The organism is Pararhizobium sp. IMCC3301 (assembly GCF_030758315.1).
Classification (GTDB): Bacteria; Pseudomonadota; Alphaproteobacteria; order Rhizobiales.
Genome location: NZ_CP132336.1, coordinates 3800440 through 3817622, shown reverse-complemented (window position 1 = coordinate 3817622; position 17183 = coordinate 3800440). Strand labels below are relative to the sequence as shown.

Here is a 17183-nt window from a genome sequence, read left to right as displayed (position 1 = left end):
GGATCGGCATGCTCAGGCTACCTCCATCTGGTGCTCTTCATGCCTTTAGCTTGCAGCCATTCACCCAACTCCCCAGAGAGTGCAGTCCTGTGTGGATGTATATGGAACCTGCCTGATTGCAACGGTCTGTTTGGTTCCGGTTCGGCGATCACGAATGCTAATGTATATCCGGCCTCTTTGAGCGGCCCGATACATCGTCGCCGCGAGCCCCGATGGATTTCCGCGCGCTTCTTCCTCATTGCTCCCAAGGCATCGGTATTGCCGTGCCAATCCACATATCAGGTTTAAGAAGCGGTTGGGGTGATCCCTTTTCCATCTCCTGGCGGTTTGTTGCAATTTCTCTGGCGATCTCCTTCGCTTCGTCTGTTTTTTCCTGCCGTTTAGGCTGCTGTGACTGACTGGCCAGGCCGATAGGCTTCTCTGCTCGATAAGACAGCCCAGGCGATGCGCGCTGTCTTGTTGGCCATCGCCACCGTGACGACCCTCGCGGGTTTGCGTTCCATAAGCGATCGCACCCAATCTCCGGTTTTTGTGGGATTGCTCCCGGCTCCTCGGATCACCGAGGTAGCGCCGACCACAAGAAGTTTTCGAAGATACCTATCCCCCATTTTCGAAATTCGCCCGAGGCGGTCCTTGCCGCCAGATGAGTTCTGCCGCGGCACCAACCCGAGGAGGGCTGCAAACTGACGGCCGGACTTGAACACTCACGGATCGGGTACACTGGCAGCCAGAGAGGTGGCGGTGATGAGACCCATATCCGGGATCGTTTCGAGCCGCCGGCTCATCGCATCCGCCCGGTGCCAAACCATGAGCCGACGCTCCAAGGCGCGGATATCACCAGTCAAGGCCTCAAGATGAGCTCCCAACGCGAGAAGGGCCGACCGCGCAATCTCCGGCAAGCTGGCATCATCTTTGTCCCGCAGTCGCGCGATCAAACCCATTACCTGACGCAGGCCCTGCGTCGCGATGATCCCGAACTCGGCCAGGTGTCCCCGGATGGTGTTGAGGAGCATCGTGCGCTGGCGCATCGAGAGATCGCGGACCCGGTGCAGGATAAGAACGCTCTGCTGCCCGACGGCCTTCACCGGCACGAAACGCATGCTGGGCCGGGTGATCACTTCACAGATTGCTTCTGCGTCCACCGCATCGTTCTTCTCTGGTTGCCGCCCCTGATGCAAGAAGCTTTCCAATCTGATGGCCGGGTGATCGAGCGCGTTCTTCTCTCAGCTGCCTAGCCGGCAGGGAGCATTAGTTTTCTTCTCGAAAACATCTTCGCTAGTCTCTCAGCTGCCTATCCGGCAGGGAGCGATGCAGCTTCTGTCGATGTCCACATGAGTTTTCTCTCAGCTGCCTATCCGGCAGGGAGCGAAACAAGCTCTTGCCGCCTGGCTTGCTGGAGTCTCTCAGCTGCCTATCCGGCAGGGAGCACCTCATCAGTCGCCGCAACCGGTGCCGTGTTTCTCTCAGCTGCCTATCCGGCAGGGAGCCAGACCGGGTGTTACAGGGCTGGTCAAAAGACTCTCTCAGCTGCCTATCCGGCAGGGAGCGTCCGATGCCGCTGCTGTGGTCCAACTGGCCATCTCTCAGCTGCCTATCCGGCAGGGAGCTGCCGCTGCGACGGCGTAACCCTTGTTCTCCATCTCTCAGCTGCCTATCCGGCAGGGAGCGATTTGAACAAGGACCTGTCCGCGCTCAATGATCTCTCAGCTGCCTATCCGGCAGCGATATATCCAAGCCAGAGTATGACGAACATCCAATGTCTCTCAGCTGCCTATCCGGCAGGGAGCTATCCGGAAGCCTGTTCATGGCCAGCGGTTCTTCTCTCAGCTGCCTATCCGGCAGGGAGCTTTTAATTTTAACCACTCACCACCATGAACAGTCTCTCAGCTGCCTATCCGGCAGGGAGCTGCGACTGACAAAAAATCTTCGCGATCCTTGATCTCTCAGCTGCCTATCCGGCAGGGAGCGTAAGCGTCACTATGCGCAGGGCATGAATGGATCTCTCAGCTGCCTATCCGGCAGGGAGCGTGAGTGACTGGATTACCTTGCGGCACCTCATTCTCTCAGCTGCCTATCCGGCAGGGAGCTGGCATGGGTCGCCATGAACGCCTAAACAGAGTCTCTCAGCTGCCTATCCGGCAGGGAGCGGAAAACCCGCGTTCGTTTTGCTGGGGCAGTTTCTCTCAGCTGCCTATCCGGCAGGGAGCACAAGGCCGCTGCAATCTTGTTTTCAGCGTAGTCTCTCAGCTGCCTATCCGGCAGGGAGCCTTTGTCATTCGCGCCAGCCATCCATACTTCCTCTCTCAGCTGCCTATCCGGCAGGGAGCTTGTCGCGCTTCCCGCAATCGCGGAATCAATGTCTCTCAGCTGCCTATCCGGCAGGGAGCTGATGCGGAGGGGTCTGTTTTTCATGCCAAATTCTCTCAGCTGCCTATCCGGCAGGGAGCGGCAAGCTCAATAATCTGCTGCCACTCGATCCTCTCTCAGCTGCCTATCCGGCAGGGAGCTCCTTCAGCGCCGACATCTCTGCAGCGGAGAATCTCTCAGCTGCCTATCCGGCAGGGAGCAATCTCATTGTTCGCTCGCAGTGCTTTTTGGATCTCTCAGCTGCCTATCCGGCAGGGAGCCATAGTTGAACACAGCACCGATGGTTTCTGCTTCTCTCAGCTGCCTATCCGGCAGGGAGCACAAGGCCTCTGCGATCTTGTTTTCAACATAGTCTCTCAGCTGCCTATCCGGCAGGGAGCGGCATCGTTTGGAGCGGGGTTCTTTCTCTAATTCTCTCAGCTGCCTATCCGGCAGGGAGCTGGCTGGTAACCTTGCCGGGCTGGCATCGTTTTCTCTCAGCTGCCTATCCGGCAGGGAGCTTTTTCGTAAGTAATGGCGAGTTTCTGACATTTCTCTCAGCTGCCTATCCGGCAGGGAGCGATGAGGAATCATACTCACACATGCGCTTTGTTCTCTCAGCTGCCTATCCGGCAGGGAGCTATCAAACCGTCCCATTTTCGCGGCAACTCTATCTCTCAGCTGCCTATCCGGCAGGGAGCATTTTCGCCGCCAGTATTGGGCTTATACACCGTCTCTCAGCTGCCTATCCGGCAGGGAGCTATATTGGGCGCTTGTCCGACTCTATGACGTGTCTCTCAGCTGCCTATCCGGCAGGGAGCGACATCCGCAATCTGATCGTTCTGATTATTGTTCTCTCAGCTGCCTATCCGGCAGGGAGCGCATTCGGATCGCTGGCGCGGCGCGGATTACTTCTCTCAGCTGCCTATCCGGCAGGGAGCGGATCTGGCCCGCTCTGCGTTTAATTCTGTGATCTCTCAGCTGCCTATCCGGCAGGGAGCGCCAACCGGGCGTTTGACCTGCCATCCGTACGTCTCTCAGCTGCCTATCCGGCAGGGAGCTATTTGTGTGTCGGGAACCGCGCCCGCCAACCTCTCTCAGCTGCCTATCCGGCAGGGAGCGAACGCCCTGCTGGCGTAACCCGATCCTTCCATCTCTCAGCTGCCTATCCGGCAGGGAGCATGAACGGCGGTGTCCGTGCTGTTCTCAACGTTCTCTCAGCTGCCTATCCGGCAGGGAGCAAAGACCCGGAACGCTGGAACCGTCCAGACCCTCTCTCAGCTGCCTATCCGGCAGGGAGCTCGATTCTGGGTAAAGAATTCTACATCCCTGATCTCTCAGCTGCCTATCCGGCAGGGAGCTAATAGCCCAGACCATTGCATCCGCCCTGTCATCTCTCAGCTGCCTATCCGGCAGGGAGCGACGGGTACGTGTTCGTGGACGCCGATCTCAATCTCTCAGCTGCCTATCCGGCAGGGAGCTGAGCCGGCCATGAACGAAACTTTCTCTAATTTCTCTCAGCTGCCTATCCGGCAGGGAGCGACAAATCCTTGTTCAAATCTGTGAACATGTCTCTCTCAGCTGCCTATCCGGCAGGGAGCGACGGCGCACCCGTTGAGGGATCGATCGTGTTTCTCTCAGCTGCCTATCCGGCAGGGAGCATGTTGAGATCGTGTTTTGAGCCACAGCCTGGTCTCTCAGCTGCCTATCCGGCAGGGAGCGAGCAAGCGCGGGAACGGCGGCGCTATATCCGTCTCTCAGCTGCCTATCCGGCAGGGAGCGAGCAAGCGCGGGAACGGCGGCGCTATATCCGTCTCTCAGCTGCCTATCCGGCAGGGAGCGCTGCGTCCTGCACCTTCTGCTTGCCGCCCTTTCTCTCAGCTGCCTATCCGGCAGGGAGCGAGCCTGCAATGAACGAAGCTTTTTGTGATTGTCTCTCAGCTGCCTATCCGGCAGGGAGCAAGTCCTTCTAGCTGGTGTCAGCGGGTTATGATCTCTCAGCTGCCTATCCGGCAGGGAGCGGGCGATGTCCGTCCCCTGGGGCTTTTCCTCGTCTCTCAGCTGCCTATCCGGCAGGGAGCGTTTAGGTTTATGCTCGTGGCGGAAGGCCATATCTCTCAGCTGCCTATCCGGCAGGGAGCGGGTCGACCAGCAACGGCGGTGCATACGTCCGTCTCTCAGCTGCCTATCCGGCAGGGAGCCGAAAACAAGCGCTAGCCGACTGGCTTGCGGGTCTCTCAGCTGCCTATCCGGCAGGGAGCCGCGGGCGCTGAGGCACATCTCTTCGTCGTATTCTCTCAGCTGCCTATCCGGCAGGGAGCTGATAGGCACGTAAACAATGCAGAGTGGTGGTTCTCTCAGCTGCCTATCCGGCAGGGAGCTTGTGGGAATGGGCGAAAGAGTATGAAGATAACCTCTCAGCTGCCTATCCGGCAGGGAGCGAGGGTCTTGATTTTGTCAACTGCGCGTATGACCTCTCAGCTGCCTATCCGGCAGGGAGCTGGTCCTTTTCCACTAAAAGAAAAGAAATATCAGCAATTTAGGTGCCAAACTTCATTTAGGCTAAATTTTCAAAGAGCGTTAATAAGTCTTTATTAACAACGGATTGTCCAAAAGGGGAAAAAAGATCATCTGACTTGCCCCGAGTGAACCCCGTAAACTCAGTATAGACCATCGGCAGGTCAACATCATTGCCATAATCAGTGACCCGCGTAGTCATCAAAGAGCGCAGATCGGCAGATGTCATGTCTGAGCGGCCTTGATTGTAGTCGAGCCAGGCGGAACACGTCAGGTCGATGAAGAGACGAGACCCAACGACATTTGAGACCTCGAGTCCTCTCTGGCTCGCGACCGCGATTGATCTTTCACGCCTGCCCGGTGCTAGATCGATATACCACTCCGCATCTGAAAGATTTTCGCCGTCCAGAAAGTAGACAACCTCGGATAGATTGGAGCGACGGAATTTTCGAGTGACCGTCATTCTTAAATTTAGACGACTATTGAGCTTCCTGATATATTTTCCGAGAGCGGCTCCTTCGCGGACGTCAATCATGGCACCACGCAGCGCCCTCTCCTCGGTCCGCAGTGGGATATCGTGTTCTTCCGAGATGATCGGACGCGCGTCAATTGCCGCAAAACGTTCCGTCCCTGCGAGATCCGTTAGGTGACGCCCCTCGAACTGTTCAAGCGATCTCCATCCCACCCCGGTATCGCCCGCAGGCTTCGTCTCGACGCCCGGCCTTGCAAGCTTGCCGCCCTGCATCGCAACAGGACTACGCCCCAAAATGAGAACATTGGGGAGCATGCCCGACTGCGCCCGGTGACGGCATACGCGTCCAGCTGACTGCACGATGGACCGCATAGAGATCGGGTCGAGGATCGCATAGTCAAAGTCGAAGTCGTTTCCGGTCTCAATGACTGGTGATGTAACCACGATAATTTCGATGTCATTGGCTGAAATCGCGGAGGCGCGCGCGAAAAGGCCTTCAGATCTGCATAGATCCCTCACGCCACCCTCGGGATCTGTGCCTTTGCGGGTCAGTGCCCGCTTTAGACGCGTCTCGATCCAGGATCTGTGAAGAAGCGGGAAGTTCGAGTGAAGACATAGGATGACACGAAGCCGACCCCGGACACTGCCGGAAGCCAACTGTGCGGCCATGGCGGAGGTGTGCGAAATCCGAGTGAGTCTGACCAGGCCGACAGAGACGCGGAAGTCTTCGATTTCGACAGCATGGGCGTCATGCATTCGGGAGCAGCCCACATCGACTTGCATAACAAGATCTTCCCAGGCATCACAGGCCGGAAGGATCTCACCGCGGCGCAACGGATGGCAGGACTCAAGGTTTTCTATGATAACGCGCTGGCTTTGAGCCACCACATCCTGCAGGCTGGCACCATTTTCATTTGTGAAACACGAGCCCAGCGCATCTCCGGTGCAGAGAAGGTTTACATGTTCCGAAATGCCCTCCGAGCGCGCAAAATCTGACCAGCCGAGGCTATACGACGCGTGTAGTGAATGGGCGATATCATCCGTCAAGGTTGCTGACATGATGATAACCCTGCGCCCGGCGGCACCGGCCTGAAAGACCAAACGCCCGATGGCCGCGATATCCTCGCCATCGAATTGGTCGATCTCGTCAAGAATGAGGTCAGACGTCAAAGTCCTGATGGATTGAATCAGGAATCTGGAATTTACCGGCGATGCGACACCCATCAAGTGGTCGATCGTGCCCACCATAATGGGAGGGGCAATCAGCCGCCTTCCCTTCGCACCGTTCTTTCCGGCCGCTTCTAGGACCAAATCGCAAAATGCAGGAAGGACACTGTCGGTGTCGAGGGAAAGCGAGCGAAGCCAGTCCGCTTCCTTCTCATCTCCCTCTTGCGGGATCGCTCCGCTTACCTTCTCGACATGCAGCCAGTCGGGGATCGTGATCAGACTCTCCGAACCGGTTGTGCTTTCGGAGGTATCAGGGTCAAATGCGAGGGGTTCCTGCCCAACAAGCACAGACACGTCTTCATCTCTAAACCCCAGGTCATCGACATATTCACGCGCGGATTGCGTTGCGAGAACCCGCAACCCCAGCGCCAGGTTCATCCGCAGATATCTCCGCTCCGGGCGCGTATCTACCATTGCCGCGTTTGCGAGAATAGTGGGTGCGCCGCGCGTCTTCCCCGTTCCGGTTCCGGACATCAGGCAAGCAAAAAAACCACCTTCGTTTCTGGCACACATCTCTTTTGCGGCATCCGCCGCCGCCGCCTGCCAGGCAAACCTCGCATCGCATGAAGTCGAAGGAAGCATCACATCGAGAGGTATGTCGTTTTCCGAGAGAGCAGGGAAGCGGTTCCTGTATCGATGCAGCATGTCAAACGAGCTGCCCGTCCGCGCGTAGACGCGCTGAACGTGTTTGGAAAGACTATCGGCCGCAACCGATCGACTGCCGCCTGAAGGATCGGCGCGGGTGTTTGCGAGGTGGTCCGGTTTTACGTCTGAAACACGACTGGCTGCAGACCCCAGGTGATCCGCAAACATGAGAGATGCGCGCAGCGCTATGTCAACGCTGGATACATGCTGATCCGGGCGCAAAAGTGCAGCGTCACGCTGCAAGCGCTTCAGCCACCATCCCTCATGCCAGAACGGGGTACCTGACGCTACCGCAAGATCGGCCCTATCGAAATCTATCTTTTCGTTGATGTGCCGGACAGGCAACATGTCCACATAGTTGCTGTCGCCTGTGGGGAGCCGGTGGTGTGTCAGGACGAGCATTCCGATGAGGTGCGACAGTGTTCCGGAGCGCTGCAAGAAAGCGAGGTCCATCTTTGAATTTGGATGGCAATGCATGCGGAAGAGACCGTCGACAGCGTGAGAACAAGCGTCATCTATCGCCACTGGCCCTACGGTCGTCAGCGCGGCGATCAGGTCGTTATCACTTGCCGACCCAAAGAGTGTGTCCCAAACGACAGCCGAGTGCAGTTCATGACGGATTGCGTCGGCTTCGGGCACCTCACCATTCAACGCACGGCTTAACTTTTTTTGGAAGAGCTTGGTCGCTTTTCCCAAATCGTGAAAAAGGGTAGCAATTTTGACCGCAGCGCCAGCACTTGATAGGGCAGAATTCGCGCTCTGTGCGCGCGCAGCCGCAGCGGGGTGTGATGAGACCGGTGTCAATCCATCTTCGGAAAACGCTGTTTTCGAACCGATGCGGATCAGTGGCATACGGCTTTCGTGAGTGCTCCTGATTTCATGAATCGCAACGGCCGTGTTGCGCGTCGCGCGATGACGAAGCTCTCTGGCAACTCTGTCGAGGCAGGCATTTGTCGCTTTTCCGCGCCACGTTCGATCTCCGATACGCCAAAAGTAGCGATCAAGCACCTGAGCAGTTCTGACGCGGGACTTCTTTCCTGACCTGCAGACAACAATGACTTCACGCATCAGCTTTTACTCCGGCGGACCCCGCCGCCAGCATCCGCTCCACCGTCCCGATTGCCTCGGAAAGGATGGCCCTGTCATCAAAAGTGCTGATCAACCTGGCGCGAAATGTCTTCTCTGGATTTTCGTCCTTCAATCTCGCGGCACTAAAAGCCAATGGTAGAACCAACGCGTCCTTGAATGAATCCGCCAGATCAAAAACGAGGCCGCCGGCACGGGTCTTCCCATGGAAAAGCGACATGTGGGGCGGGATGCCAAGGGCCCAGAGTGCCGCACCGGCCATGCCATAGCAAAGGTAATTGCCATGATCGATCAGGCGATTGATCTGTTTTATTGGATCAGATATGTCAGATTTTTTTGCTTTGGACCCTTCGCCAGCTTCACGTCTGAAAGGCGTCGCTCCTGTCACCCCGGACATTCTTGCGAATTCAGCATAGCAGGCCTTGGAGAAGTTGCCCTCGAAGCCAAGCAGCTGCTGTGTATCCCGACAGTCTTTCAGACTTCCTTCAAAGCGGGCGCAAATCTTCGAAATATGCGCCGTATCGCGCTGCTTCAGGTACCTCTGCGCACCTGCGCCACCGATCTTCTTCATCCTGGCGGATCTGTCGTGCATGGCTGCTATGGCAGCCTGTAGGGACATTTGAGGATTAAGGTACACAGGCAGCAATTCCCTGAAATGCCGGGTAGAGCTGTAGTGTGTCAAGCCTCCCATATGTAACGGTGTGCCGCCAGTGCCAGTGACTGCAAGATGCACGCCCTCTTCTCCGAGCAGGCGCATCGCATCCTGCGTTATAGATGTGCCTTGCCCGATAAAAAGTACCGCGAGGTTTACGTGAGGAATGTTGTATTCGCGCCGATTTTCATCATCTGCAATGTGATAAACGATCCGGTTACCCTCGACGTGAATTCGGGCGCGCTCGAGATAGAGCGCGCCTTCACGATCAGTCACCAGAAGACGGGGACCGCCTTTAAGTTGCATTGATGACTACGCCCGCTGAGTCGGGCATGACAGGAAGGATGGCGAGTGAGTTTGGAGAAGAAAAGCCGTAGGTACTGACCATGATTGGCCCTTCCCCGATGACGCCGAGCACTTCCCGCACATGAATGATCCCACTTCCAATTTGGAGTTTCAGGGCGGAGAGATCGTTGTCGCGTACCTTCACGGGCTGACCAACAGGTTTTCCTCGCCGTTCGGCACGCTCAATGCTCCGTCTGACCCATCCTGCAGTATGCTTTGCGCATGTGTTATCACGCACATAGGCAGCGCCGGTTTCGCCGGCGTCACTGTAGCATTCGAAGATCTCCGTTTCAGTCAACATGCCGCGTTTTTTGAGCGAAGAGATGCCATCAAGGGCCAACAGGTTCATCAATGACACCTCCGAGCCGATCAATTCGATCTCATGGCCTGGTAACATGCAATTGCGCCCCTTCCGCATGCCGGGCAGGGCAACCGCAATGAAATCGTCGATGGCTGCGTGCCTGTTGGCATGATGCACGGCGCCGAGCGCCTTTGTCATGACATCCACAGATGCGCCAAGCTCGATCACTGCCTCGACCGGCTTTATGAGAAGGCGAGTAGTGCCTTGGCACTGCCCCGTTCCAATATTAAGATCTACACTCATCCGTTGACCTCGGCCTTTTTGGAGCTGGAGCCAAAAACGCCACCGCGGACGAGGTTCGCCATTACAAAGTGGGCCTCACTGCTAATCTCCGACGCATTCGTAGCCGCGCTGACCCCTTCCAGCAGATCTGTTGCTTTGCTGCGGATGTCATAGAAGCTATTCTTCGTCTTCGGATTGCGCAGCACCGCGCCCGTCTCCTGGACGCCGCCATAAGGGTTGACCGCAATCGCGGCGCATTCGTCGCTGCCGTGCCAGACGTCGATATGGCGCAACGCCGCGCCAATCTTCTGCGAGTGCATTGAGGCCTGCTTGATTTCACGACCAGCGTAAAACGTCGGCAATTTCGCGAGGACGCGGCTCAAGTTCTTGTCAACCTTCTCTTCGCGAACGTAATCCTGAGATGGAAAGACTTCTTGACCGGGTTGCATACGGGCCGACCATACCACTCCGGCACTGAATGCGTTCTCCGATAGCCCGCGTGTCACACCAGATACCAGCGCGTCGAGATCTTCCGCGGTTCCTGCGGTCATTGCCTGCGCCAGATCGCCTGAACCCGCAGGTGCGTCGAAGCGCAACCGGAACGGATCGAACGTGATTTTCCGGCCCTCGAAGCTGATCGTCACGCTCATATCGTCCGACTGGAATCTGTTGCGCCAGGCGAAACGGGCATTCGCGATGTTCCAGATGTAGAGTTCGGCCAGAACACGGAACCCATCGGCCGCACGGTAGCTTTCAGCAAAGCGCCGATATGTTTCACCAACCTCAGTGTTACCACAAGCGTGCGGCTTCATCGCAAGGGGCATCACACGCATGACGAACGCGAGCTCGACACCGTCGCACCCCATGGGGACCACTGCGAACTCGACAGATTGCGGGTTGCTCAATCCAGGGTTCTTGGCCTTGTCTTCCGAAGACTGACCGCGAACGCCCTTTTCCAAAATCTCGATCGGCGTACGTACTGTCTCGCCATTCTCGCTGCGGGTGCCGAAGAACAAACCTTCGGTGATCTGGATGGAGCGGGCGTAAGCCAGCATGCCAGTTTCAAATGAAATATTGGATGTTGTTGGCTTAGCCATGATTTTCAACTTTCTCGATGTTGCGGTTTTCGGAGTTTTTCGCATGATAATCAGGATGCCCAAGGACATGTTTGCCTCGCGCCTCCCAGGACCAAAGCAGCGCTGAAAATTCTTCTTCTGTCAGGTTAGTCAGTCGTTGATTGCGGACCGAGACCATCTCGGCGATGCCCAGGACCGGCTCCGCGAAGACATGCGGGACGTCCCGGCTTCGCGTGCGGATCCGTTTCGGTGCCGTTTTAGGGTCTTCGATCAGGTGGTATCCAACCGAGACTGGCACAATCCATCCAGAACCTGGGGCTCTTACAGTCGGGAAAAGAGTAGCAGCAATTGAGGTGAGACCGTCCTTGTCCCCGCTGCAGATAAGGCGACGGTCATCTTGTTCAGGTCGAATCATCGCATAGCCGCGGCGCATATTGCTGAACGCAGAGCCATCCGGGGTCACACGCTCTACGGTGTAATCGTCGTTCTGAATAATGCCGCCGGCGATACGTAACTGAGGCACGACCTCACGCAGCGCGGCCTCGCTATCAAGATAGGGGATTTCGAGCAGCAGCGAAACATCGACGGTGCCTGTGAGATCTTCCATCGTCTCGATAGGCGAGAAGATGTTCGTCTTGTTCTCCATCTCTGGCTTGGTCCGGCCATCTGTGGCGTCGACACGATGAAGAATCGGAAGGGTCCTGGCACTCCAAGGCGTCAAACCCAACCGACGTACAATTGTATCGCCAAAGCCCAGAAACGAAAGCGGGCTTGGCAGACCCGCTGCAAAGTCGTTCATCAGGAGGTTCACGCGGCTGGCGCGCAAGTTCTTCAAGGCAAACAGCATGATTCAGACATCCTTCCGGATCTGTTTTTCGCGATAGTCGAAGTGAGCACCGCCAAGAACTAGCCGGGCCCTGTCAAATCCGTCCTTTTGCCACGAGCGGCGCAGAAGAACGGTTGCGGGGCGTGGTGATTTCTCAAGGCTTTCGACCGCAATATCATGAGCATTCGCCATTGAGGCGGCCTCGCGGACGATTTCTTCAGTGAAGGCCAGCGCGTCATTGATCAGACGATCGGCAAGGCGGTCCAAGCCGGCGCGCGTATCCTGGTTGTTGTATTCCTTATCCCTGTCGATGAGGTCTGCATATCGCATCACCCAGACCGCGACATCCGGGTCGCGCCATCTCGGGAAGCTGCCACCATTCACGTAACGGTAAAGTTCCGCATCATACTGCGCGAGTCCCCGCGGCATCTCTGCCAAGAAGCGGAAACGTTGGCCACCAATGGCGCCGGAGATGTTTTGCGGCTTTGAACTCACGGCCTGCTTGTGCCAGCGCCCACGCGGCACGCGAGGGGCGTCCTTGACCTGCTTCTGAAAATAGAGACCGGAAACCTCCTTGATGTCCATGAAGGCCGCGGCCGGAGAAACCGGTGTAATCTGCAAGTCACCTCCGTCGGGGGAGGGAATGAAAATGATCGGAAACTCTCCGTGTGAAAGCTTAAGGATCTCTGGTGGCGGTCCGAGAATGACCGATCTGATCGACTTCAGGACATCTGCGCCGAAGACCGAAGTGAATGCCCTTAGAACAATCTCCGAAATGTCGTCCGAATACATCACATGTTGAATGACGGACTTCGTCGGATACCCGGTGACCTCAAGAGGGCGAAACAGGATCTTCGCAAAGGGAATGTCTGGCGCATTCACTGATGGAAGGAGCTGTTGTTTGGCATTTTCGCCCTCGGCATCGACCCGCAACACAGCGTGATCACCGTCGGTTCTAGGACTGACCAATTTGATCAAATGTGTACCGCTCTTGGTGCAGACGCGCGCGGCGATCTCCGCCGTTAGCACCTTGCCACAGGCAGCAGAAATGGCCCTGAACTCTGCTTCCAATCCGCTCAAATCAAGAATTCGACCTGGCACCTTGAAGGTCAGAACGTCGTTCTTTTTGGCTTCGCTACCCTCTTCAACGTCTTCTGTCACCGTAGTCTCCACTTGATTTCAGCTAAAGCATAGGTGTTGCGATGTACGTCAAATAAACCATAGGTGTTGCCATGTGGAAAGCAAGCGACTAGCTAATCCTAAGGATAAATTATTGCAAAATGAAAGATATTTTTAGATGAGTATCAATGAAGTCAGGTTTGGTTGGATCGAAGCTGCTATCCGCTATGCCGGTGCATTTGCAGCTTATGAAAAGTCTGCGTACATGCGCATCTTTGGCGTATCTGAAGCATCGATGTCCCGGCATCAATTGCGCTTCGCAGAGGCTTTCGAGGCGGCTTGCGGGCAGGAGGTGTTCCGGAGGACGCAAACCGGCTCATTCAAAGGTGGCCGACTTTTGGTGAGTGAAAATGCTGACATTCCCAAGCGCCACGTGTTCGATACGCCGGGTCTGGATCGCTGGCTCGAGGACGCGATGGGGCGTTGCTTCGAGAAGCCGAAATCAGCTTTACGCGTCAACCCCGAACCCGCGATCCTGCGCACGATCATCGGAGCAATTACGTCGCAGCGGATCGTGCATATCGATTATTCGTCCCGGTCAGAGCGCCGCGAGCGCAGTATCTCGCCCCACACACTCGTCGACGTTGTGGGGCGGTATCACGTGCGGGCATTTGATCATTCTAAAAATCGCTTTGGCGACTTTATTCTCTCGCGGATCACTTCAGCATCGTTATTTGCTGGCCGTATGCGGTATGTCGGGAACGAAAAGGATAGCGAGTGGAACGACTGCGAGAACATTCTCATCGAGGCCAGAGAGGGTGTCCTGTCCGAGGGTGTGATCATGGATTTTGGTTTGGATGGCCACGGCCAGCGGATTCTTCGCGAACGTCGCGCCATCGTCCCTTATTTGTCCGACAATCACGCGGAAGGATACACAAGCCCAGTAAGGGTGGTTGCCTTGGCTAAGAAATTCTAGCCATCACATGCCCCTTTCAAACTATGGATTGGAGGGGTTTTGTCATGTGTGGACGTATATGTACCCCGGCTTTTTGCAACGCCTTAGGCAGCTGGATTGGCTTCACGGTTGCTGACGTATATTCGGCTTGTGAATGCGGCCCAAAATATCGTCGCCGCGAACCCGATGGATTTCCGCGTATTTCGTCCTCATTGGGCTGGTTTAAAGACTCCCTTTGGCGCAACTTTCAGCGCGCCGTGCGCCAGTAAATCAACGAGGCCACTGCACCCATTTATCGTCATTTCAAATATTTTCCCCAGGGCGAACGCACCGCGCGCATTAATGGATGGGTGGACGGTAAAATTAAACTTGTGAATCTTGCTTGTGGTTTGGAATTAGAAACAGACGAAGGGCGTGCTAACAGTCGGTGGTGGTTGTCGTCTGTTCGTTTTTGGAGCCCTCTGAGAACAATCGCCCACAACAAAACGACAAGCCCCCTAAAACACGGAACTATTACAACGCAAACTCTCAACGTCTGAATTTGAGGTATGGTGTGGCTGTGTGCATCGGATACCAACGATCGGTACATTGATTGATGAGCCTGCAGTTCATAGAAAACTCCTGTGGGTTTCATGGCAGATACGACTGGACTTGCTTGCCGAACAGAGCGGTACTGTCCGGACCGACGCACCCTGCAGCAAGGTGCCGCCTTCTCCGCCCGGCACTCCGGGCTCTCGTCAGTACCGGGACCTTGTTGGCCCAATCTGATGAAGAAGGAGAACATCATGACCAAAACGATAAATCCAAAACGAGAGAGTGCAAGAAAATCTGCTACGGCACGAGCGCCAAAACAGGTTTCTACAATTGCAAAGGTCACAAAGAAGGCAAGGCTGATCGCCCTTCTAAGCCAGAAGGGCGGAGCTGATGTGCCAAGCCTCAGCAATACTCTCGGCTGGTTACCACATACAACTCGGGCAGCCCTGACAGGCCTCCGCAAGGCGGGCCATGAGATTACTTCGGTCAAGCCTGACAATGGAAAGCCCTCGCGATACCAGATAGTCGGGCTGACCGGTGCGGAAACTGCCTGATGGCAACCGACGCTGTCATAGCGTCACGGTGGGCGGAACTGGAGGTAATGGACCGCTCCGCTCTGCGCGTCGCGTGGGCGAAAGGGTTTGGGGAGGTACCCCCACACTTCCTGTCGATGATCTTTATGCGCAAGGCGCTGATTTGGGACGCGCAATGCCGCAGGTTCGGAGGGCTGCCCCGGGACCTTAAACGCGCCCTAAAGGCAGCGGCAGGCGGTAAGTCCGTGCGTGGCTCGGCTCTGGCGATCCGCTCCGGAACGCAGCTGGTTCGGGAATGGAACGGTCGCCGGTATCAGGTTGATGCCACGGAGAACGGCTTTGTGCTGAACGGCGAGCGCTTCAAATCGCTCTCAGCCATTGCCCTGCACATAACCGGCACAAGCTGGTCGGGGCCCCGCTTCTTTGGATTGTGTAGAGCCACAGGGAGCGGCGCATGAAAAAAATCCGCTGCGCCATCTATACCCGCAAGAGTTCGGAAGACGGTCTGGAGCAGGACTTCAACTCGTTGGATGCGCAGCACGAGGCCTGTGCAGCCTACATCACCAGCCAGAAGAACGAAGGCTGGGTGCAGGTGCCGGATCGCTATGATGACGGCGGCATCTCCGGAGGTACTCTGGAAAGGCCTGGTCTGCAGCGGCTTCTGGCCGACGTTGATCGCGGGGCGGTCGATCATATCCTGGTTTACAAGATCGACCGGCTGACCCGATCGCTGGCTGATTTTGCCAAGATTGTCGATGTTCTGGATAACACGGGTGCGTCGTTTGTGTCTGTCACCCAATCGTTCAACACCGCCACCAGCATGGGGCGGCTGACACTGAATATGCTGCTGAGCTTTGCCCAGTTTGAACGCGAGGTGACTGCGGAGCGTATCCGGGACAAGATCGCTGCGTCCAAAAGGAAGGGGTTGTGGATGGGCGGCAATGTGCCTCTTGGTTATGAACCCGATGGGCGAACGCTGAAGATCACTGAGGCAGATGCTGCGACGATCCGTATGATCTATGATCTCTATGACAGGCACCGCAATGTCCGGATCGTCAAAACCGAGGCTGACAAGCGAGGGTTGAAGACAGCGATCCGTACATTGTCGTCAGGGCGGCCTAAGGGTGGAACACAGTTCAGTTTTGGCCACATCTATCACATCTTGACCAACCCGATCTACGCAGGCCGTATCAGGCACAAGGAAAAGGTCTGGCCTGGTCAGCACCCGGCACTTATTGAGCCTGCTCGTTGGGATGCGCTGCAGGAAAAACTGATGGCCGGTGCCATCCGGTCGCGCGCGGGACAAGGACGCCACAGCGATGGTCAGAAAAAGCAGGTCTCGCTCCTTGCCAGGAAGGTGTTTGACGAAACCGGTGACCGGCTGACACCCAGCCATACCAAGACCGGCAAGGGACGTAGGCTGCGCTACTATGTGTCTCATCGTCTGATCCGCAGCTCTGGCCCGAAAGACCCCAGTGGATGGCGGTTGCCCGCACCAGAACTTGAAACCCTGATTGCTACTCTTGTCAGAAAGCACCTGGGTGTTCCGACTGTGCAAACTGATATTGTCAGTCCGGCCACAACGGAAGAGATCGCATTAATCGCGCAACGGATGACGGGTTTGAGCGTTGCTGGAAGCAACACCGATGAAGAGACAAACAGGACACTTCTCAGCTTGATCGAACGTGTGCAGATCGCGCCGGGAAAGCTCGTGATCACCATCGCCGCGAAAACGATCGCCGAATATCTGAACGTCGAGCAGGAGCGCATCACTGATGAACACCTGAGCCTCGAGTCTGACTTCCGCCACCGCAAGCGCGGTGTCGAAACAAAATTGGTCCTGGCCGATGCGATCGGGGCGCGCGATGACACGCTGTTCAGAAACATTGCTTTGGCGCATCGATACTTCGAAATGATCCGATCCGGCAAAACTTATACGGAAATCGCTCAAGCTGAAGGTGCCTCGAAACGGCGGATCCAGCATCTTGTTGAACTGGCGTTTCTCGCTCCCGACGTCATCCGAGATGTTTGGCAAGGCGGGCAGCCAGTCGGCCTCACATCCCAATGGTTGAAATCCCATGCGTTCACCCCAATGTGGAACGAGCAGCGGGAACTGTTCAAGGCACTCTGAGCAGCAACCCAGACGTGCTAAGCTGTTGCAAAAGTCACAACAATCTTACCAGCAACGACCGTCAAACTGCTACCGCCGAAAAACGGTTCCCAGACTTTTGACAGAATCTGCCAATATGGGCGCAGATCGGCAGTCT

12 protein-coding genes and 1 CRISPR repeat array are annotated in these 17183 nt (G+C 56.2%); of the genes, 4 read left to right on the top strand and 8 right to left on the bottom strand.

All coding sequences use genetic code 11. The features are described 5' to 3' along the window. Positions 1–380: 380 nt before the first annotated feature. From RAL88_RS21745 to RAL88_RS18305, 8 genes are all read right to left on the bottom strand, one after another. Positions 381–704 carry a transposase gene (locus tag RAL88_RS21745; protein ID WP_371932113.1) on the bottom strand — a complete coding sequence of 108 codons (324 nt, stop codon included), beginning with the start codon at positions 702–704 and terminating at the stop codon, positions 381–383. Further along, a complete protein-coding gene (locus RAL88_RS18335) occupies positions 705–1190 on the bottom strand; it encodes a hypothetical protein (protein WP_306265442.1) in 486 nt (161 codons plus the stop codon). A gap of 29 nt (positions 1191–1219) precedes the next feature. Then, positions 1220–4847: a CRISPR direct-repeat array (repeat unit 28 nt; unit sequence TCTCTCAGCTGCCTATCCGGCAGGGAGC). Positions 4848–4903: 56 nt separating this feature from the next. After that, a complete protein-coding gene (locus RAL88_RS18330) occupies positions 4904–8275 on the bottom strand; it encodes a hypothetical protein (protein ID WP_306265440.1) in 3372 nt (1123 codons plus the stop codon). Then, a complete protein-coding gene (gene cas1f / locus RAL88_RS18325) occupies positions 8268–9251 on the bottom strand; it encodes a type I-F CRISPR-associated endonuclease Cas1f (RefSeq protein WP_306265439.1) in 984 nt (327 codons plus the stop codon). The genes RAL88_RS18330 and cas1f overlap by 8 nt, the downstream gene beginning before the upstream one ends. Then, entirely contained in the window at positions 9241–9894 is a 654-nt protein-coding gene (locus RAL88_RS18320; protein WP_306265438.1) for a hypothetical protein, read from the bottom strand. Before RAL88_RS18320 ends, cas1f begins: the two co-directional genes overlap by 11 nt. Then, complete coding sequence (gene csy3 / locus RAL88_RS18315) at positions 9891–10970, bottom strand: type I-F CRISPR-associated protein Csy3 (RefSeq protein WP_306265437.1); 1080 nt, start codon at positions 10968–10970, stop codon at positions 9891–9893. The genes RAL88_RS18320 and csy3 overlap by 4 nt, the downstream gene beginning before the upstream one ends. After that, entirely contained in the window at positions 10963–11796 is an 834-nt protein-coding gene (locus RAL88_RS18310) for a type I-F CRISPR-associated protein Csy2 (RefSeq protein WP_306265435.1), read from the bottom strand. The genes csy3 and RAL88_RS18310 overlap by 8 nt, the downstream gene beginning before the upstream one ends. Before the next feature lie 3 nt (positions 11797–11799). Then, positions 11800–12936, bottom strand: coding sequence for a hypothetical protein (locus tag RAL88_RS18305; protein ID WP_306265434.1), 1137 nt, complete (start codon positions 12934–12936; stop codon positions 11800–11802). A gap of 136 nt (positions 12937–13072) precedes the next feature. Between RAL88_RS18305 and RAL88_RS18300 the strand changes: the two genes are divergently transcribed. The 4 genes from RAL88_RS18300 to RAL88_RS18285 all read left to right on the top strand — a co-directional run bounded on the left by RAL88_RS18300 (position 13073) and on the right by RAL88_RS18285 (position 17047). Further along, positions 13073–13870 carry a WYL domain-containing protein gene (locus RAL88_RS18300; RefSeq protein WP_306265432.1) on the top strand — a complete coding sequence of 266 codons (798 nt, stop codon included), beginning with the start codon at positions 13073–13075 and terminating at the stop codon, positions 13868–13870. A gap of 764 nt (positions 13871–14634) precedes the next feature. Next, positions 14635–14937, top strand: coding sequence for a DUF3489 domain-containing protein (locus tag RAL88_RS18295; protein ID WP_306265430.1), 303 nt, complete (start codon positions 14635–14637; stop codon positions 14935–14937). Next, entirely contained in the window at positions 14937–15374 is a 438-nt protein-coding gene (locus RAL88_RS18290) for a DUF2924 domain-containing protein (RefSeq protein WP_306265428.1), read from the top strand. The genes RAL88_RS18295 and RAL88_RS18290 overlap by 1 nt, the downstream gene beginning before the upstream one ends. Beyond that, on the top strand, positions 15371–17047 hold the full coding sequence (locus tag RAL88_RS18285) for a recombinase family protein (protein WP_306265427.1): 1677 nt from the start codon (positions 15371–15373) through the stop codon (positions 17045–17047). The genes RAL88_RS18290 and RAL88_RS18285 overlap by 4 nt, the downstream gene beginning before the upstream one ends. Positions 17048–17183 lie beyond the last annotated feature (136 nt).

Bases quoted from the DNA above. Each gene is read 5' to 3' on its own strand.
- RAL88_RS18330 (WP_306265440.1), bottom strand. From the start codon at position 8,275: ATGCGTGAAGTCATTGTTGTCTGCAGGTCAGGAAAGAAGTCCCGCGTC.
- cas1f (WP_306265439.1), bottom strand. From the start codon at position 9,251: ATGCAACTTAAAGGCGGTCCCCGTCTTCTGGTGACTGATCGTGAAGGC.
- RAL88_RS18320 (WP_306265438.1), bottom strand. From the start codon at position 9,894: ATGAGTGTAGATCTTAATATTGGAACGGGGCAGTGCCAAGGCACTACT.
- csy3 (WP_306265437.1), bottom strand. From the start codon at position 10,970: ATGGCTAAGCCAACAACATCCAATATTTCATTTGAAACTGGCATGCTG.
- RAL88_RS18310 (WP_306265435.1), bottom strand. From the start codon at position 11,796: ATGCTGTTTGCCTTGAAGAACTTGCGCGCCAGCCGCGTGAACCTCCTG.
- RAL88_RS18300 (WP_306265432.1), top strand. From the start codon at position 13,073: ATGAGTATCAATGAAGTCAGGTTTGGTTGGATCGAAGCTGCTATCCGC.
- RAL88_RS18295 (WP_306265430.1), top strand. From the start codon at position 14,635: ATGACCAAAACGATAAATCCAAAACGAGAGAGTGCAAGAAAATCTGCT.
- RAL88_RS18290 (WP_306265428.1), top strand. From the start codon at position 14,937: ATGGCAACCGACGCTGTCATAGCGTCACGGTGGGCGGAACTGGAGGTA.
- RAL88_RS18285 (WP_306265427.1), top strand. From the start codon at position 15,371: ATGAAAAAAATCCGCTGCGCCATCTATACCCGCAAGAGTTCGGAAGAC.